This window comes from Mycoplasma sp. 4044, from assembly GCF_053851695.1.
The window spans coordinates 1-19,874 of sequence record NZ_JBSQBD010000003.1 but is presented as its reverse complement, the minus strand read 5'-3'; the positions used below and the strand labels follow the sequence as shown (position 1 = coordinate 19,874).

At 30.7% G+C, this 19,874-nt stretch carries 18 protein-coding genes, 1 tRNA gene and 1 rRNA gene; 16 read left to right on the top strand and 4 right to left on the bottom strand.

Annotated features, from left to right (window positions below; all coding sequences use genetic code 4):
• Positions 1–38: 38 nt before the first annotated feature.
• From ACWXVN_RS02775 to ACWXVN_RS02730, 10 genes are all read left to right on the top strand, one after another.
• Complete coding sequence (locus tag ACWXVN_RS02775; protein WP_455979039.1) at positions 39–1,358, top strand: YitT family protein; 1,320 nt, start codon at positions 39–41, stop codon at positions 1,356–1,358.
• Positions 1,359–1,549: 191 nt separating this feature from the next.
• Positions 1,550–2,593, top strand: coding sequence for an ornithine carbamoyltransferase (argF, locus tag ACWXVN_RS02770; RefSeq protein ID WP_455979038.1), 1,044 nt, complete (start codon positions 1,550–1,552; stop codon positions 2,591–2,593).
• Positions 2,594–2,597: 4 nt separating this feature from the next.
• Positions 2,598–3,533, top strand: coding sequence for a carbamate kinase (gene arcC / locus ACWXVN_RS02765; RefSeq protein WP_438341328.1), 936 nt, complete (start codon positions 2,598–2,600; stop codon positions 3,531–3,533).
• 92 nt (positions 3,534–3,625) lie between these two features.
• Positions 3,626–4,090: an rRNA maturation RNase YbeY gene (ybeY, locus tag ACWXVN_RS02760; RefSeq protein WP_455967789.1), complete on the top strand. Its 465-nt coding sequence runs from the start codon at positions 3,626–3,628 to the stop codon at positions 4,088–4,090.
• Positions 4,090–4,971 carry a GTPase Era gene (gene era / locus ACWXVN_RS02755; protein ID WP_455979037.1) on the top strand — a complete coding sequence of 294 codons (882 nt, stop codon included), beginning with the start codon at positions 4,090–4,092 and terminating at the stop codon, positions 4,969–4,971. The genes ybeY and era overlap by 1 nt, the downstream gene beginning before the upstream one ends.
• 51 nt (positions 4,972–5,022) lie before the next feature.
• Positions 5,023–6,675, top strand: coding sequence for a hypothetical protein (locus ACWXVN_RS02750; protein WP_455979036.1), 1,653 nt, complete (start codon positions 5,023–5,025; stop codon positions 6,673–6,675).
• A 318-nt stretch (positions 6,676–6,993) separates the two neighbouring features.
• Complete coding sequence (locus tag ACWXVN_RS02745) at positions 6,994–8,619, top strand: ATP-binding cassette domain-containing protein (protein WP_455967791.1); 1,626 nt, start codon at positions 6,994–6,996, stop codon at positions 8,617–8,619.
• A complete protein-coding gene (locus tag ACWXVN_RS02740) occupies positions 8,619–9,455 on the top strand; it encodes an ABC transporter permease (protein ID WP_455979035.1) in 837 nt (278 codons plus the stop codon). Before ACWXVN_RS02745 ends, ACWXVN_RS02740 begins: the two co-directional genes overlap by 1 nt.
• On the top strand, positions 9,448–10,296 hold the full coding sequence (locus tag ACWXVN_RS02735) for an ABC transporter permease (RefSeq protein WP_455979034.1): 849 nt from the start codon (positions 9,448–9,450) through the stop codon (positions 10,294–10,296). The genes ACWXVN_RS02740 and ACWXVN_RS02735 overlap by 8 nt, the downstream gene beginning before the upstream one ends.
• Entirely contained in the window at positions 10,268–12,019 is a 1,752-nt protein-coding gene (locus ACWXVN_RS02730) for a hypothetical protein (protein WP_455979033.1), read from the top strand. The genes ACWXVN_RS02735 and ACWXVN_RS02730 overlap by 29 nt, the downstream gene beginning before the upstream one ends.
• Positions 12,020–12,040: 21 nt before the next feature.
• Here ACWXVN_RS02730 and ACWXVN_RS02725 read toward each other — a convergent pair whose 3' ends face one another.
• From ACWXVN_RS02725 to ACWXVN_RS02710, 4 genes are all read right to left on the bottom strand, one after another.
• Entirely contained in the window at positions 12,041–12,421 is a 381-nt protein-coding gene (locus ACWXVN_RS02725) for a hypothetical protein (RefSeq protein WP_455979032.1), read from the bottom strand.
• Positions 12,405–14,435 carry an Mbov_0121 family peptidase domain-containing ABC transporter gene (locus ACWXVN_RS02720; protein WP_455979031.1) on the bottom strand — a complete coding sequence of 677 codons (2,031 nt, stop codon included), beginning with the start codon at positions 14,433–14,435 and terminating at the stop codon, positions 12,405–12,407. Before ACWXVN_RS02720 ends, ACWXVN_RS02725 begins: the two co-directional genes overlap by 17 nt.
• Positions 14,436–14,502: 67 nt before the next feature.
• The gene (locus ACWXVN_RS02715) at positions 14,503–15,096 is read right to left on the bottom strand and encodes an FMN-dependent NADH-azoreductase (RefSeq protein WP_455979030.1); all 594 of its coding nucleotides are present in this window, start codon (positions 15,094–15,096) and stop codon (positions 14,503–14,505) included.
• A 102-nt stretch (positions 15,097–15,198) separates the two neighbouring features.
• Positions 15,199–15,272: transfer RNA gene (locus tag ACWXVN_RS02710), tRNA-Gly, on the bottom strand.
• 226 nt (positions 15,273–15,498) lie between these two features.
• Between ACWXVN_RS02710 and glyA the strand changes: the two genes are divergently transcribed.
• The 6 genes from glyA to ACWXVN_RS02680 all read left to right on the top strand — a co-directional run.
• Entirely contained in the window at positions 15,499–16,746 is a 1,248-nt protein-coding gene (gene glyA, locus ACWXVN_RS02705; protein ID WP_455979029.1) for a serine hydroxymethyltransferase, read from the top strand.
• Position 16,747: 1 nt separating this feature from the next.
• Positions 16,748–17,602 carry a tRNA pseudouridine(55) synthase TruB gene (gene truB / locus ACWXVN_RS02700; RefSeq protein WP_455967803.1) on the top strand — a complete coding sequence of 285 codons (855 nt, stop codon included), beginning with the start codon at positions 16,748–16,750 and terminating at the stop codon, positions 17,600–17,602.
• Positions 17,602–18,420, top strand: coding sequence for a YcsE-related riboflavin metabolism phosphatase (locus tag ACWXVN_RS02695; RefSeq protein ID WP_438341314.1), 819 nt, complete (start codon positions 17,602–17,604; stop codon positions 18,418–18,420). Before truB ends, ACWXVN_RS02695 begins: the two co-directional genes overlap by 1 nt.
• Positions 18,421–18,422: 2 nt before the next feature.
• Positions 18,423–19,247, top strand: a complete 825-nt coding sequence (locus tag ACWXVN_RS02690; RefSeq protein WP_455979028.1) for an FAD synthase — start codon at positions 18,423–18,425, stop codon at positions 19,245–19,247.
• A 71-nt stretch (positions 19,248–19,318) separates the two neighbouring features.
• A complete protein-coding gene (rpsO, locus tag ACWXVN_RS02685) occupies positions 19,319–19,585 on the top strand; it encodes a 30S ribosomal protein S15 (protein ID WP_438341312.1) in 267 nt (88 codons plus the stop codon).
• Between the two features lie 214 nt (positions 19,586–19,799).
• Positions 19,800–19,874, top strand: a 16S ribosomal RNA gene (locus ACWXVN_RS02680); the annotation flags it as partial.

Here is a 19,874-nt window from a genome sequence, read left to right as displayed (position 1 = left end):
TAATTTTCAAGTATTTTTAAGAAGTAAGAAAGGTAATTATGAGCAAGTTAGAGCAAACAATTCAAGACGCAGACAATCAAGAAATAAATAAGAAGAGTGCCAAAAAAGCTAAAAAGGCAAAAAAAGTACCTAGTTATTTTGATGTAAATCCTTACAATGTCAATTTTTTGAATGTTTGAAAAAAGTTTCCTAAAAAACTAGCTTGAATGTTTATTTCAGCTTTATTATTTAATATTGGGATTGCCTTTTTCTTAGGAAAAGCAGCCACAGTTGCTTCTGGTTTCAGCGCCTTAATTCAATCTTTAACTTATACTCTTGATTTTCTAAGAAGTTACTTTGCTTTACTTTACTTGTGCTTGAATCTTCCGTTCATCATTATTTTTTGAAAGAAAAATTCTCGTTTATTTATGATTTTGACAACATATTGACTAATTTTTCAAGTAATTAGTGAACTAATATTCAATGGTGTTGGTCAAAACTATCCAATCAAAGAATGATTAGATAATGATTTTAGTATTTTCTATACCCGTCACTCACTTGGACAAAATAATGAAACTCACATAGCATGAAATGTTTATTCAGGAACTTTCTATAATGGGCAAGTTGATGAATTTGGTAATAAAATTGTTGGAACCTGAAAATCATGAAAATTAGTTTCAGACATTAAAGATAGTAGTGGCAACATAATACACGCAAGCGGCTCACTAAAAGGTTGAAAAGAATTTAGTGCTCTAAATCCAAACTTCAATGTTTCAGTTGAAACTTGACCTATTATCATTTATACCCTTGCAGGAGCACTGCTAGGTGGAACAGCAGCAGCAATTGCTTGAAAAAATTCAGGTTCAACAGCCGGAAGCGACGTTATTATTTATTACATTTCAAAAGTAAAGAAAATGTCAGTTGGTAAAGTTAGCTTTTTTGTAGCCTGCATGTTTGCTGGATTTTCAATTTTAATGATTGGTGGAGTTGAGCTTGGTGGACTAGTAAAAGATCACCCTTGAAATCTTTCAACTTTTGTTGTTAGAGTTATTTCAACAATTCTTTACATTGGAGTTTACAATCTTCTAATTACCTTTATATATCCTAAATATCGCAAAATCAAAATTACCATTTATACAACCAAAATTAATGAAATTTGTGAGCACTTTAAGGCTATTAATTATTGACACGGTTATAACATTGTTAAAGATCGTAGTGGATTCACTGGTATGGAAAAAGAAAGAATTGAAACTATTGCTTTATTCTTAGAACAACAAATATTGGAAAAGGAAATTTTAAAAATTGACCCAAAAGCTTGAATAAGCGTTCAACCAATAATGCGCATTCGCGGCGATTTTGACACTAAAACAGTTGATTAATATACTGACAAGCAGGGCTTAAGTGTCCTGTTTGTTTTTTACATTTTTAAGCAAATCAAGCAATTATTTTCAACAAAAATATTTGACAAAAAATTCAAAACTAGTAAAATTAAGGTATGTTTATATGGTTTATATAAATATGCTATTTTTAAAAATTTATTTATACATTTTAAATTTCTAAAGGAGGCAAAATGCCTGTTAATTTGAAAGGAAGAAGTTTAGATACAGCTCTAAATTTCACAACAGAAGAAATTAGATACTTATTAGATCTATCAAAAGATCTTAAAAAGTCAAAATACCAAGGACTACACACAAATTCACGTCCTTTAACTGGTAAAAACATTGCTATTGTGTTCCAAAAAGACTCAACTCGTACACGTTGTGCATTTGAAGTTGCTGCTTTCGACCTAGGAGCAGGTGTTACATACATCGGACCACAAGGTTCAAACTTTGGTAAGAAAGAATCAATCGAAGACACTGCTGCTGTTTTAGGAAGATTCTATGATGGAATTGAATTCCGTGGATTCAAACAATCAGATGTTGATGCACTAGTTAAACACTCAGGTGTGCCAGTATGAAATGGACTAACAGATGCTGAACACCCAACACAAATGTTAGCTGACTACATGACAATGGAAGAACACCTAGGAAACATGAAAGACAAAAAAGTTGTTTTCGCTGGAGACATTAAAAACAACGTTGCTCGTTCATTAATGATTGGTGCTGCTTTCGTTGGAGCTCACATTGTTATGTGTGGACCAAAAGAAATGCACGACTTAGTTAAAAATGGTGAAGGATTCAAAGAAGTTTACGACGAAGTTCAAAAACTATTCGCACGTAATGGTGGATCAGTTTCGTTCAGTGACAACAAAATCGAAGCAGCTAAAGATGCTGACGTTATTTATACAGACGTTTGAGTATCACTAGGAGAAGATTTCTCACTATTCAAACCAAGAATTGCTCAATTAGGAGCTTACCAAGTGGATATGGCAATGATGAAAGCAGCTAAACCAACAGCTATTTTCCTACACTGCTTGCCTGCATTCCACGATGATCACACTGAATTCTCAGCAAAAATTAAAGCTGAATTTGGAAAAGAACACCCAGAAGTTGCTACAGGAGCTATGGAAGTAACAGACGAAGTGTTCCAATCAAAACACAATAAAGCTTTCGATCAAGCTGAAAACCGTATGCATACAATTAAAGCAGTTATTCTAGCTACAATCGGATACTAATAAGATGGCAAGAATAGTTATTGCTTTAGGGGGAAATGCTCTAGGAAATAATCCTGCTGAACAAAAAGAATTAGTTAAAATTCCAGCACAAAAAATTGCTGAAATGGTTAAAGCAGGACACCAAGTTATCATTGGGCACGGAAATGGACCACAAGTTGGAATGATTTTCAACGGATTTGTTTCAGCTCATGAAGTAAATGCAAAATCTCCATTAATTCCACTACCAGAATCAGGAGCAATGTCACAAGGTTACATTGGATTCCACATGGTAAGTGCTATTACTAACGCATTTAAAGAACACGGTGTAAAAGGGCACGAACCTCTTTACATTCTTACTCAAACATTAGTTGATGCAAACGACAAAGCTTTTTCTAACCCAACCAAACCAATTGGACCTTTTTACGACAGTTTAGAAAAAGCACAAGAAGCAAATCCAGGAAGCATAATTAAAGAAGATGCTGGACGTGGATTTAGAAAAGTAGTTGCTTCACCACTACCATTAGGATTTGTTGGATTTGAGCAAATGAAAAATGCAATTGAAGCAGGTGCTACTGTAATCGTTGGAGGTGGAGGAGGAATTCCTACAATCATCAACGAAAATGGTGATGTTGAAGGTGTTGATGGAGTTATTGATAAAGACTTCGCTCTAGCAAAATTAGCTTCTCTAGCTAAAGCAGATTACTTTGTAGTTTTAACTGCTATTGATAATGTAATGGTAAATTACAACAAACCAGATCAAAAAGCTTTAAAACATGCAACAAAAGCTGAGTTAGAAAAATACATCTCAGAAAATCAATTTGCACCTGGAAGTATGCTTCCAAAAGTGCAAGCTGCTATTAAATTCGTTGAAGAAGGCGGAAAAGCCGCATTCATCGGAGACTTAAAAGATTTAGAAGACATTATTGCAGAAAAAACCGGAACAAAAATCACTTTAAATTAAGCCCAAAGACCAAGCTAAAAATGCTTGGTTTTTCTTTTTTATTTTTGATATTTTTTTGAAATATTTACTTGTAAATATTTATAATTTTTCTTATGTTAAAACAAGAGCAAACCAATCAGATCGAATTAACAAACGAAACTGATTATCAATTTAAATATTTAAAAAAATATCATCAAATTCTAGATGCAGCAGCTCAAATTCAAAAAACTAGAAAAGCCTTGTTTGTTGATTTAGTGATTGTTGATAATGAAGAAATGCACAAATTAAACAAACAATACCGTAACAAAGACTATCCAACTGACATTTTGTCTTTTCCCTTTGCCGATGATGAGATGAATTTTATGGATGTCAAATTTTTAGGCCAAATTATTATTTCATATGAGAAAATAAGACAACAAGCACATGAATATAATCACTCAATTCAAAGAGAATTTTGTTATATTTTTGCTCATGGAGTAATGCACTTGTTTGGATACGATCATCAAACCGAAAAAGAGGAAGAGGAAATGAATGCTTTAGTTGATAAAATCATGGACAAAATCAAGGTGTACAGATAATGAAAGTTTGCACTATTTCGATTGTAGGGCGCCCAAATGTTGGGAAAAGTACTCTTTTAAATGCAATAATTGGTTATGATTTGGCAATTGTTACAAATGTTGCTCAAACAACACGTAATCAAATTAAAGGAATTTACACTGACGAAAATTACCAATTAATTTTTACTGACACTCCTGGAATCCACAAAGCTACTCACTTATTCAATGAAAAACTTAATAAAGCTTCGTATGACTCACTCGAAGATGTTGATTTAGTGTTATTTTTACAACCAGGAAATGAAGAAATTGGTAAGGGTGACAAATTCATTATTGAAAAAATTAAAAACATTAAAAATAAAGTTGCAGTTATCACAAAATTAGATCTAATTGATAACGACATAGCAAGCCAAAAAGCTGAACAACTTAAACAACTTGGTTTTGAAATTGTTGTTGGAGTTGGCCAAAACATTGATCCATCATACAAACATCTTTTAGATCTAATTAAACATGAATTCGCAGACCGTTTACAAGATCAAGAACCATTTTACGATCCAGAAGAATTTACTGATATTTCAATGCGTTTCATTGCTAAGGAAGTTATTCGTGAAACTGCTCTAAAATACTTAAAACAAGAACTACCTCACTCTATTGCTGTTGTAATTGATAGTTTTGAGGAAAAAGAAGACAAGCCTTATGTAATCCATGCCACCATTTTTGTGAAAAAAGACTCACAAAAAGGTATTGTTTTGGGTAAAGGTGGGCAAATGATTAAAAATATTTCAATGCAGTCAAGAAAAAAACTAGCAGTGCTTTTTGACCATGCGATTTACTTAGAAACAAGAGTAAAAGTCAGTGAAGACTGAGTTGATAAAGAAGATAAGATTACACAAATGGGGTATTAATTAGTGAAACAGATACGATTTAAGTTCAAAAAACTATGAATGATTTTTATTTTGATATTCATAGGACTTTTTGCTATTTTAGGAGTGAGTTTTAAAATTAGCTCACGCTACAAACCAAGTATTTATAATTATGAATCATACATGTCAAAAGATTTGATTCACAAAATTAACCAAAAATACTCATATCGTTTATTTGGTGAAGTTAATGAATTTACCCGTGCTCTAGACCAAGGAAAAGCATTGGCAGGAGTAGGTAGTGATTATCAAATTGCACAATTAATTTATCAAAATCAAATTCGCAAAATCAATTATTCAAAACTGAACAAAAACATATTAGACTGAGATGATGTAAAAACCAAACAGCAAGAAGAAGATAATAAAGCAAAAATTTTGTCACTTTTCAATGATATCATTGTTCAACATATGGCTAAATTTGATGATTTTATCAAAAGAGAAATTGAACAGAAAAACCCTAAGAATGTCAAGACTAAGCCGCACTTACTGTTTGATGAAAACAATCAATATGTAGGATACAGTGTTGACGGAGATGACAAAAAAGACGAATTTTATCAATATGTTATCCCTTACTTTTACCAAGATAAAATCGTTGCTTATAACATTAATAAGCAATCAAGGCCATACATTAAAGACATTGAAAACGTTGAACAAAAAATGCTTGAAATCAAAAATAAAGACTATGCTGATTGAAATGAAATTTATCAAGTATTAAGAAATGCTGGTTACCACAATTATGGTTGAACTAACTCATTTTTAGATAATTTGATGCTAGGTTCATTCTATCAAAATTCACTTTCACACTCAGATTCTAACTATAAGCAATGAATTGATAAAAATCACCAATTAATTCCTTTTGATGAAACTAATTACAAAGATTCAATTGAAATGTTTGCTAAATTCGTGCAAAAAGCAACTGGTCATGATCTTAAAGAAACAAAAAATAACAAGTTAATTTCGAATGGATTACAACTTGTTACAGACTTAATCGATCCCGACTCAACTAAATTAGATGTTGGTTTAATGTATAACGGTGATGTTTTGGATGCATATTATTCAAATGATAACTTTGCGTCGTTAGAAGACGGGCAAAGTGTAGGATACATTCGCCCAAGTGAAAACATGCTTCTTTTGGATGCTTGAATCATTTCAACAAAAACTCCAAAAAAAGAAGCTGACAATTTCCTTGAATATGTTTCTGATATTTTGTTCACTGACTTAAAATACTCAGTAAAAGAATTAGAAAAACTGTACTACGAAGAAATTGAAAAAAAAGTTGTGGAGCAAATTTTGAGTGAAAAAAGCAATACCTTGAGTGAAGAAGAAGTTAAAAACTCAGTCAAAAATGCAATGTATGTCAATCCTAAAGATGAAAACTCTGAAATAAACAAAGAATTTTTCCAAGACCACTATGACGTATTTTCAGACTCATTTGATTTCACTGATTCAATCATTAACTTTGATGCAATAAATTACACTCCAACAGTTAAAAGTACATACGAATTTATCAAGAAATACTACTTCAGAAACGAAGATATGACTAACGATGAAAAAGCGTTAGATATCTATAAAGTTGAAGAAAATTCTGAAAATCAAGGTGCAAAAATTTACCACCACATATATCAACCTACTGACAATAAACTGAGAAGCAAAATCATTCAAGAATACTACAACAAAACTGTTTCTTAAGAAAGATTATTCGCCCAAAAATCGGGCGAATTTTTATGTCTTTTTTGAGCCCCAAAAAACTATGTTTTTTATGGTAAAATTTTACTTATGCTAAAGAGTACTAAACTAAAACTAAAAAATGCAATCAAGTGAATTTTCTTCATTGAAGTTTTTCACTTATCTTTTAGCACTCTTAAGAGACTAATTGAAGAATATAGTCAAAATATGTACGATCTCGCCCTCCTTTAGTTGAAATTAAATCAAGGCAAATTTCTAAGTCGCGATTTAGTTTCATTTTGGTTACAAATTTACATTTTTAAATCAAAGTAAAGGATCATAATGGAAATTAATAACGATATTAAAAAAGACAAAAAGAAATATCCAATTATTGAGTTAGTAGACGTTACCAAAGAATATGACGAAAAAATAGTTCTAGACAATGTTAATTTAAAAATTAATCGTGGAGAATTTGTAACATTGCTAGGACCTTCTGGATCAGGAAAAACTACAATCTTGCGTTTAATTGGTGGTTTTGAATGAACTACTCGTGGGGAATTAAAATTTGATGGAAAAGACATTAAAGATTTATCACCACACAAAAGAAATGTTTCAACCATCTTTCAGGATTATGCCCTATTTCCACATCTAAACGTTGAAAACAACATTAAATACGGATTGAAATTAAAACGTATTGCTAAAGATATTCCAACTCCAGAGGTTTTAGATAAACTAGCTCGCCAACAAAAACAATGAACAAAACATGCTACTCAGCAAAAACAAAAATTAAATAAAAAAGTAGAAGATTACAACAAAGAATTGCAAAATACGCAGCTAAGCCAAAGTCAACGTCAAAAGATTCAATCAAAAATTGATGCTGTTAATCAAGAATGCTTAGAATGAGATAATTATGTGCAACAAAAAACTGAAGCATTTGAAAAAAGACACATCACTTTAAGTGAAACAGCTAAATCTGAGCTTTTAGTGAGATTAGAACGTCAACAGCAACAATGAAAAAAATATGCTGCACAAAAAATGCAAGAACTTGACAAAAAAATGGCTGAGTACGAAAAAGACTTAGAAAACAAAAAACTAAGCAAAAGCAAACGTCAAAAAATTCAATCATGAATTGATGATAGCGATTTCAACTACTCATACTGAGAAAACTATGTAGACTTGAAAACTGAAGCTTTTGAAAAGAAACACACAACTAGAAAAATTAGTCCAAAAGAAATGGATAATGCTGTTGCTGACATTGTTAAACTGGTAGGGCTAGAAGGAAATGCCCAAAAGCCAATTAATGCACTTAGTGGAGGAATGAAACAGCGTGTTGCCCTTGCTAGATCACTAGTCATTGAACCGGAAATTTTACTTTTAGACGAACCTTTAAGTGCATTGGATGCAAAAATCAGAGAAAAAATGCAAATTTTGTTGCGTAGTATTCAACAAAAATTAGGACTAACATTTATTTTTGTTACTCACGATCGTGATGAAGCTCTGCAACTAAGTGACAGAATCGCAGTTATCCGTGACGGGCAAGTTGAACAATATACTAAACCACATGAACTATACGATTACCCAATTAACAAATGAGTAGCTAATTTCATTGGTGATTCAAACTTTTTCGATGCTTCTTTTGTGCAAAAAGGAAAAGTTCACTTTATGGGCAAAAACTTTATGACTATTCACGATGAGTTCGAACCAGGACAACAATTAGATGCCTTAATTCGTCCTGAAGACATGATTATTTCACGTGATAAATCTAAAGGTAAATTATCAGGAACTGTTACAAAAATTGTTTACAAGGGAAGTTATTATTTCATCGATGTTGATGTAGACGGAAAAATCGTTTATGTTGAAACAACCAGAAAATTTGAACCCGGTACACAAGTTTATCTAACTTGAGACACTGATGCAATTCACTTAATGAACAAAGATTCTAAAGAATGAAATAACGAACAAGTCTAATGTTTAAGAAAATCAATAAAAAATTAGGGTTTAATCTTCGTTTATCGCTGATTCTACCTTACATATTATTTGCTTCAATATTTATTGTTCTACCATTAATCTTTGTTTTTATAAAAGCATTCAGTCCAATCGATGGTCAGTTAGACAACTGACACATTATTCAAGACAAAAGTACTTGAAAAATTTTGTGAAGAAGCGTTTGAGTAGGGGCTGTAGGTGGACTATTTTGTTTATTAATAGGTTTTCCATACACTTACATCCTGGCAACCGCAAAATCAAAAATAACAAAAAATGTTGGTTTAAGTTTAATTTTTTCACCTTTGTTTATTTTTACTATTTCAAAAGCATTATCACTTAGAGGATTATTTAGTGTGATGTTTGATGAAAATAGTTTGAATAATGAAGCTTTCATGATTTTAGGGGTTGTTTACTTGTATTTACCTTTCGTGATCATGCCTTTATATCAAGTTTTAAAAGATATGCCTAAAAATATCTTGGAAGCAAGTGAAGATTTAGGTTATTCAAAAGCTAAAACAATTTGAAAAGTTGTAGTTCCATACTGCATGAAAGCATTGCTAGCAGGTTTTAGCACAGTGTTCTTGATAACTGCAACTTCAATTATTTTGAGTGACAGATTGCTTCCACATGGAAGTCAAAATCAATTGATCGGTAACTTGATTCAAAACTTTGCTAATGCATCAAACCCGTTTGATTTGGCTGTTGCTTCAACACTTGTTTTAATAACATTAGCGATTTTAATGTTGTTGTATAGTGTAACCTATCTACTGCCTTTACTTTTAAACAAGTATCGTTTCAAAGGAGGTAAAGATGAGTAAGTTTTCTGCCTTTTTCAAAAGATCATACATTGTAATAATCTTAATTTTGTTCTACATTCCAATAGTTTTTGGAACAATTTATTCATTTAATACACCAAGTGATAAAGGTGTCTTCAGTGTTACAACTTGAAACAGAACCTCAGTTGCTGCATATAAAGCACTTTTTTCAACAGATCACGCTGGTGCATTCATTAATTCTTTATTAATAGGATTGTGTGCTTCGGTTTTAGTGATAGCAATTTCACTACTAACTGTCTATGGTTTGTGAAGACAAAAAAACAAAAAACCTAGACAAGTAGTTCAAGGAACAGCAAACATTCCTTTAATCAACAGTGATGTTGTTACTGCTTTAACGCTAACAATCGTTTTGACTGCCTTCTTTGGAGTCTTAAGTGCTACAAGTGAGGGATTTGTTCGTGTTATTGTAGCTCATACAGTAATCATTCTTCCATATGCAATTATGATAATGTTGCCAAAATCTGACAAGTTTTCAAAAAACATTTTTGAGGCTAGTCAAGATTTAGGTTATTCAAAAGTAAGAACTTGATTCAAGACTTATTTTGTTTATATGCTAGGTTCAATTGGATTTGTATTTGTAGTTTCAATGGTTTTAAGTTTCGATGACTTCATTGTTACTAGAATTGTTTCAAATACAGAAACTTTAGGAACTCAACTTTACGAAGGACAATTCCAAGCATGAAGTTTAGCATTGGGTGCAATATGTTTAATGATTGTTTTAGTTGCTAATTTAATTTACATTATTACTGCAACAAAAGCATTAACACTTCTAAAAAACAAAACCAAAGCATATTTTGCAAAGAAATCAGGTAAACAAAATTAAGGAATTTCTAAAACGTAATTTAAAACGTTTTGTAACATTCATAGTATTTCTATCTATTTTACTTATTGCAATTTTATCTTTTGGTTTTAAAGCTAAACACCCATATTCACCAAGTCTTTATAACTATGGTTCTTACTTGAAAAAAGACATCATTGACAAAGTTAAGAGTCGTGGATATAATTACAAAGTATTCAACGACATAAATGATTTTACTGTTGCTTTAAATAATGGAAAAGCAGCAGGTGGAGTTGGAAGTGATTTCCAAGCAGCCCAACTAATAATTGAGAATCGTTTGAAAAAATTTAATTTTGCCAACGTTTTCAACACAAATGATTCAAAACCTTTGATTGAACAATTGGCAAATGTCTATCGTCCAAGTGTAATTGAACACTTGAAACAATATGATCAAATGATTTTTGACCTCATTGCAACTAATGACGAATACAAAGCTAAAAGAATTTTAGATCCTGTTTCGAAGAAAATGGTTGCATATGATGTTGATAGAGATGGCAAAGAAGACCATTTCTGAGAATACATAATTCCTTACTACACTCAAGACAAGGTTATTGCTTATAGTATTGATTATGAAAATCGACCTTACCTAAAACTTTCGGCCGAACAAAAACAAAAATTGATTGACGAAGGTTTATATGATGAAGAAAATGAATCAATTATTTTTAAAGACCTTTCTTGAACTGGGATAATGGAAACACTAAAAAAATTCAATTACAGAGTTTTTGCATGAAATAATGCTTACTACGACAATATGATGATCGGTGCTTTTTATGAAAATGATAAAGGCGAAAAACAGTGAGTAGTTAATAACAAACTAAAACCTTTTAATGAGGATAACTATCTAGAAGCGATAAAAGGTTTTGAAGAATATGTAAAAGCAGCATCAGGATACTCGCTTAGAGATACAAAACACAACTTTTTAATTGGTGATGGATTAGAACTAGCAAATAATCTTATTGAGCCAAAAGAAGGACGTGCTGATGTTGCTGTTATGTATAACGGTGATGCAATTGATGCCTACTATTCGGCTGACAATTTTAGTTCTTTAAAAGAAGAAGGATTGGTAAGATACGTAAGACCTAAGGATAATTTCTTACTAATGGATGGCTGAATTCAAGCAAATGTGATGACTGATGATGAATCTATCAAATTAGAAAAAACTATTGGTGAATATGTTTTTGGCAACATTGATGCCCAACAATCATCTCAGTCTAGAGTTTTAGACCTTGAACAAAGTTACATTAACACTTTGAAAAATCTTCTTATTTCTAATTCTGAAATAAATGAAGAGATTAAAGAAGAATTAGAAAAAATAAAGGACGAAGACAGCTCATTGTATGAAACCAGTATGCAAATTTTAAATATTTTAAAAGAAGATAAAGAGCAATTTTCACAGCAAGACATTGACAAAATTTTTGGATTGCACATGGAAAATGAAGATGCTTTATCTGATTATTTTGCTGAAGCATTTACAGATGATAACATTGCGGTTGAAGTAGAAAACTTTGACTACATCAACTACACTCCAGCTAATCAAGGAATTTTTGCCTTCATTGAAAAATGATATTTCGGTAGTGACGAAGTTGCTAAGTCAATGTACATTCAACCAGAGCAAAGTGATGATTACAAAGTGTTTCTATATCAAATCATCAATCGAAAATTGCGAACAGCAATAAGCTTACAATACTTTAAGATCACAAAATCATAGAAACTGGCAATGCCAGTTTTTTTATTTGCTGAAAATAACCTCTCAATATTTTTTTGTTTCTTTCGTTATTTCAATGCAAGCCTTAACGATTTTTGTAAAGTTAACATCTTCAGTGAAAGATATTTTTGCTTCAAAAAGATTTAAATCGACTGGTTTTATTCACAAAATCTTTGCTTTTCAAAGCTTATTGTTTATTTTCAAGTTAATAGTTTGATTAAAATCAAATTCATGATTTGTCAAATTTTGGAACTGAATAATATTTTGTCTTTCATCGAAATTAATGATTTTGAGTTCTTGTTTTACTTTCATTTTTCAAGTTGTTAAAACAAACATAATGGCAAAAATTACAATAAGGCTTATTATCAAGATTAATAATTCTCATTTTTTAAGCTTTAAATTCATCAAAATTCACCACCTTTGCTTTCTCAAAAATATATTTTTGCGAGTGCGAAACTTCAATGACTATTTTTTTACTCAAAAGTTTTTGTAGGAAAGGTTTTAATTTTTCAAAAATGTTTAAGTCAATATTCTCAAAGCATTCGTCTAAGAGCACAACTTCATTCTCATTAGCAAATAACTTCAAAAGCTGGATGAATTGTTTTTGTCCTGCTGAAAAATTTTCACCATTCAAAACTATTTGGTCCGCAAGAGATAACTTAAAGTAGTCAAAAAATTCTTGAAGATTGTATTCAATAAAACTTTGTTCGAATCTAGATTTAAGAACAGGGTTATTTTGATGAATATTGTTAGCAATTGTATTATTGAAAAGTGATTGTGATGAATTGATATAACTTATTTTTGTTCTAAGAAATGATGTATCTAAATTCTGAATATCAACGCCATCAAACAAAATGGAGCCATGATAGTCAAAGAAATTTAACAAAAGCTTAAGAAAGGTACTTTTTCCACACCCATTTTTACCTATTAAGTGATTTTGAGCTTTTAATTCTAAGTTATCTATTTTGAATAGATGATTATATTCACTATATCCAAAAGCTAAATTTTTAATAGCAATATTTTTGATTTCAACTTTCTGACTAAAGTATTTATTATCAATTTCCAAATTTATATGGTTAAAGCTATTTCACAATTTATTAGCTTGCATAAAGTTTGAATATTGAGCAATATTGTTTGCTAGCAGCTTAGCAGGATTAATTAAAAAGTTGTAATAACTGACAAAAATTAAGAAATCACCAACATTTTTATTGTCATTTTGAGAATATCAAAACAAATAAATTATTAAAACAGGACAAATAGCAAGAATAACGTCTGATAATGTAGCAAAAAGTGAATTTAAATAAAAAAACTTATTTGTTGCTTTTATTTGATTCTCAGTATTTTTTGTATTAGTTTGGAAGATGAAATTAGGCACATTTTGCATTCTAGTTTGTTGAAAATTATTAATAACAAACAGAGTATCAGAAACAACTTCACTGTTCTTTATCAAAAGCTCTTGCCATGGTTTTTTTCGCATGTAATTAGCCAAAATGTTAACTAAAAACAAAAAACTTATTGCACAAACAATGAGAAGTGTGATTTTGAAATTGATTGTGACTAAAAAGAATCCTGATAGTACAATGAAAGCAAAATTAGCAAAAGTTTGAAGGCTAAGAGATGCTCGATACGAAGCTAAAAACTCAAAAGAACTATAAATTTTGATGAAATCTTGCTGGCTATATTTTTGTATTTGATGTACCCTTCCATACAGCAATTTATGATTGAATATTTTTTGATACTGGAAAAGATAAAAATTCACTATTTTTCTTGTGCAAAATTCATTAATAGTTGAAAACGATATTTTCAGTAGGCTGCAAAAACCCAAAATGATTAAAAAATGCAAAAAGTAGGAATCTCTTGTTTCTTTAAGAGCACTATTTAAAAGATATTTACTTATTTGTGAAGCAAGAATTGACAACCCAAATACCAATAAACTCATAATTGAATTTAGAAATGTGTATTTATAAGTAGTTTGGAAATAAGTTACACTGTTTTCTTGATATGAGTTTTGTTCACAACTAGTTTTGGTGACATCAATGATTATTGAAGCATATTGTTGTTGCAATGTTTCTAACTTCATTTTTAACTTACCAATAGCAGGATCGAAAATAACAACATAATCTTCAGTCTTTTTTGTAACTACAACAGTGTGCAATAAATTTTGCTTTGCAAGGACAATAATTATTGGATGCTCTAATTTTAGATTAACAAAACTATTTCACTCACCTTGCATAATCTTAAAATCTAAGCCAAACTGCTTAGCTTTATGTTTGAGTTCCAAAAGATTTATTCCTTTTTCTTCATAATTTGTGGCTTGTTGCAAGCTTTCAATATTCAAACTCTTTTTATACCAGTATTTATACAGTTTACTTAAACACAATAAACCACAATCTCTTGTTTTTTGTTGTAATTGTTCCATCTACTCATTAAAGTAAAAAAAACAGCAAAAAAAAAAAAAAAAACTGAGAAAATAAAATTTCCCAGTCTTAGAATTGTGAAGCAAGTTTTTCAATTTCGTTTCGGTGCATGGCAACAACTTCTTGCGCTGATTTGGTTGCTAGTTCACCAACTTTTGTTCCGTCAATTAAAAAACTTTCATTCAGTTTTGCATAAACAAACTTAAACGTTCCTTCAAGATATTTAACATGGTTTCCTCATTCATATCATCCCAATGGAGCACCTTGAGTTGCTAAGATTTGAACTTTTAGATGATCTAACAGCCCGACAGCGTCTCCTTTTTTTGAATATTTGTAACTAAATGTTTTATTCGCTACTAAAACTCTATCTAAATAATTTTTTAATGTTGCAGGAATGTTGAAATTATACATTGGAGCTGTTATAACCACTTTATTAACACTTTTTAATTGATTAATTAGTTCATCACTTTCTGAACCAAAGAATTGAACAAAATTTTGCTCGTTTAAACTTTGTTTAGCAGCTTCTAATTCATTTAAATCTAAATATTGCACTTCATCTTGAGGATTTAGTTGCTGATATTTGTTTACAAAAACCTTAGCCATTTGGTTAGTAATTGATTTTTGTCCGTTTACTGAAGATAAAATAACTAATACTTTATTCATTTTCATCCTTTCTCTTTATTAGAATTGTATGGCATAAAAACCAAAAATGCCAAAAAGGAATTAAAAAAGTGGCCTTTTGCCACTTTTTGGTGATTTAACATATGGTGCAAGCGAAGGGAATCGAACCCTCACAGTCAGCTTGGAAGGCTGAAGTTCTACCATTAAACTACACTCGCATTTGCTTGTTGCTTTAATATTATACATAAAATTTTTTCTTTTGCAAATAATTTTATTTTTTAAAGCAACAGCTAGTCTGAAAACACAATTCATTATATAACAAAAAACCTAATTTCTTTCATTTTGAGTTTTTGACTTTTTGTCGCCTAGCATTTTTTTGGTTACATATTATATAATTTTTAAAGCTATTATGAAACTATATTCATAATCCCTAAAGGAGAAACTATGTATCGCAAAATTGATTTAAAAGATAACGAAATTGCTGAATTAATTAATAAGGAATTGCAACGTCAAGAAACTAATATTGAGCTTATTGCTTCTGAAAATTATGTGTCTGATGATGTTATGAAAGCAGCAGGATCTTGCTTGACTAATAAATATGCCGAAGGTTATCCAGGTGCAAGATATTATGATGGTTGCGAATACGTTGATCAAATTGAACAGCTTGCTATTGATCGTGCTTGTCAATTATTTAATTGTGCATATGCAAATGTACAGCCATATTCAGGTTCTGTTGCTAATGCCGCAATTTACATGGCCTTATTGGAACCAAATGATCGTGTTTTAGGTTTGCAACTTTCATCGGGAGGACATTTAACTCACGGATTCAAAATTTCTTTTAGTGGTAAATTTTATGAACCACACTTTTACACAGTTAATGAAGATGGAATTCTGGACTATGATGAAATTGAAAGAATAGCTTTAGAAGTAAAACCAAAAATGATTATTACAGGATATAGTGCTTATTCACAAATTATTGACTTTAAGCGTTTTGGTGAAATTGCTAAAAAAGTTGGTGCTTATTTACTTGCCGACGTAAGTCACATTGCCGGATTAATTGTTGCCGGAGTTCACCCTTCTCCTTTTCCTTATGCTGATGTTGTAATGACCACCACTCACAAAACATTACGGGGAACACGGGGAGCAATGATTTTAACTAATGACGAAGAATTGGCTAAAAAAATTAATCGCTCAGTTTTCCCAGGATATCAAGGTGGACCTTTATTGCATCAAATCGCAGCCAAAGCAGTTGCTTTTAGAGAAGCACTAAGTCCCGCTTTCAGTAGTTATGCTAACCAAATCATTCTTAATGCCAATGTTTTTTGTCGTGCTTTTATGTCAAAAGGTGTCAAAGTTGTTTCTGGTCTTACCCAAAACCACCTATTTATTATTGATACAAAAACTTCTTACAATTTAACTGGAAAACAAGCAGCTGACATCCTTTCTTCAATTTCAATTACTGTTAATAAAAACGCTATTCCTTTCGATAGTGAAAAACCAACAGTTACTAGTGGTATAAGACTGGGTGTTGCAGCTATGACATCACGCGGATTTGAAGAAAATGAATTCGTTACTATTGCCAATTTAATTCACAAAGCACTAAGTGAGCCTGATAATGTTGCTTTGCATCAAATCATTAAAAAAGAAGTTTTAAAACTTTCAAGCCAATTTCCAATCAAAAAAACTTACTAACATGTTTTTCAAAATAAATAAAGCAAAAGGTGTGTCAAGTTTTAAAGCAATTAGAGATTTTGCTAAACAAAACAACATTCAAAAAATTGGTCACTGTGGAACCTTAGACCCTTTAGCAACTGGTCTATTGATTGTTGCAACTGATCAAGATACAAAACTCTTAAATTACATCCTAAGTCAAGACAAACGCTATATTTGTACAATGCGACTTTTTCGCCACAGTGCATCTTGGGATAGTGACTCCATTGTCAGCATTTTAGAATGAAAAGAAATTTCTCATAATCAATTAGAACGAGCTTTCGAGCAAATTAAAAACTCAGAAGAACAAATACCTCCAGTTTTCAGTGCCAAAAAAATTAATGGTGTACGAGCTTATGAACTAGCACGTAAAAATATAGATGTTAGTCTAAAACCAAACAAGATTAAAATTCATGAACTAAAAATTCTTAACTATGACTTAGAAAATGATGAAGTTACATTCGAAGCTTTTGTTTCGAAAGGTACTTATATTCGCTCGATTGTGCATGATGTTGCTTTGCTTTTAAATACTGATGCAATTATGGTTGATTTAAAACGTACTCAGGTCGGAAATGTACTTTTAGACGAGCAAAGAAAAGTTAGCGAAATTGACAATATTGAGCAATTATTTGGTATAAATATAGTTACCCTAAACAAGGATGAATTAAAAACACTTTTCAAAGAGCGCGTGGTAAGAAAAAAATACAATCTACCAAACGCTAATTACTTATTAAAACATAATAATAATTTTTTAGGAATAGTGCAAATATTTGATGATCAATTAAAAGTCATCAAAATTTTTTGACCCCTACTAGAAGCTATTATTAGGGAGGAATAATGAAAAAATTCAAATTAGTAGCCTTTGATATTGATGGTACTATTCTACCATTTGAAGATGGTAAAAAAAACAATGACTTAAGTCAAGTTATTGTGCAAATGTTTAAAAAATTAAAAGATGCTGGATACATTACAGTTCTATGTACCGGAAGAGACATTTTTACTGTTGGTAACAGAATTGAGACTCCTAATGTTGATTATTTCATTGGAGCTAATGGTTCATTTATTATTGACTTAAAAACTAACGAATACTTATTTGAAAAATCAATTTCTTATCAAGATTACAAAGTATTTTTAGAAGCAACTCAAGCTCGTAATTTACCTTTTACTTTTGTTGGTAAACAAAAAGGATACTACAACAATCTTTTTGACATTAACCACTGATTCTATGAACCTTTCAAAAAAGATTTCTATGACATTAGCGAATATAATGAAAATTCTACTGATACAAACTATTTAATTACTGTAAATTCAGATGCTAGCCGTGAACTTAAAGAATTTTATGATGATCTTTTTGCTAAAAATAATTTAGACATGTGAGTTTTAGCAGAATGAACTAATGGGGTTTTCATTTCAGCAAGAGATGTTAACAAGGCTAGAGGACTAGAAATTCTTTGTGAAAAACTAAATATTAAACTAGATGAAGTTATAGCTTTTGGTGATTCTTCAAATGATGTTGAAATGTTAAGCGAAGTTGGACTAGGTGTTGCAATGGGTAATGCCGAAGAGGAACTTAAAGAAGTAGCTGATGATGTTTGTGGTGATGTAAGTGACCACGGAGCATACAATTACTTACTAGAAAAAGGATTTATTAAATAATTATGAAAGTTTATAATTGGCCAGTTGACAAAACTTTTGAAAATCAAAAAATTGCTATTTTAGGAAGTTTTGAAACTTTGCACCTAGGTCATTATGAACTATTCAAAATTGCTAAAAATTTAAAAGCTCAAAATCCTGAAAAAGAAATTGTTTGCTTTTTGTTTGATAACAAACATCAGCAAAAAGCGAAAATGTTCCAAATCAAGACGCGTTTATATACTTTATATAATATAGGTATAGACGAAGCTGTTATTATTCACTTTGACCAAGATTTTCGTAATCTTTCTGCCCAAACATTTATTGATAAATTGAAAGCAATGAATGTCAGTGATATAGTTTGTGGCCAAGATTTTCGTTTTGGTTTCAATCGCTTAGGTAATGTTGATGCTTTAAAAGCTAACTTTAATTGCCAGATTGCTAGTCTTAAAAAAATTAATGGCATGAAAATAGCTTCTTCAACAATTAGACAAATCATTGAGGATGGTTCAATCGAGTTACTAAATACTTTGCTAATTGAAAAGTATGCTTTTATTATTGAATTAAATACTGATGATTATTCTTTTGAATGACCTAACAATTTAGAAAAAATGCATGCCGGAACTTATTTGGCCAATGTAGTAATTGAAAATGTTGAATATCATGCAATTGTCAAAATTGGTTTAGAAAAAAATGAAATCGTTTTTCTAGACCTTAAAAAACAATATTTACCCAAAGTCGAAACTTTTGTTGAAATTCTTAAACAATTAAGATTTATTAATCACATGGCGGATGACAAAGTTTTCAAAGACGAAATAAAACAAGCCTTTAAATTTTTTAGTATAATGTAGTGCATCAATAATACATTAATTTATTGCTCGGTTGTAAAGTAAATTTATTGCTGGGTTGTAAAGGAGAAAATATGGTAGACAAAAACACCAGACTTGAATTAATTAAAAAATTCGGAAAAAACGATAAAGACACAGGTTCAGCAGCAGTTCAAATTGCTTTATTAACAGCTGACATTGAAAGTTTAAAAGTTCATTTCCAAAACAACAAAAAAGATTTACACTCAATGCGTGGATTTATGGCAAAAGTTAACCAACGTAAATCATTATTAGCTTATTTAAAAAGAACTAACTATAACGAATACCTAAACTTAATTCAAGAACTAAACATTCGTAAATAAAATCTCGCTGAGATTTTATTTTTTTTATTTTTTTAATGTATAATTAGAAAGCAATTTTAGCAAGTTCAAACAAGTTGATAAACAATTAAAAAATAATTTATATTTTTTTAAAACAAACAACAAATTATGCTATAATTGTCTTTGTAGACCTTGAGAGTTCTACAAGAAAATAGTTCTTTGAAAACTGGATATAAATACCATAATCGTCAATTTTTTTTATAAGAGTTTGATCCTGGCTCAGGATGAACGCTGGCTGTGTGCCTAATACATGCATGTCGAACGAAGTAGC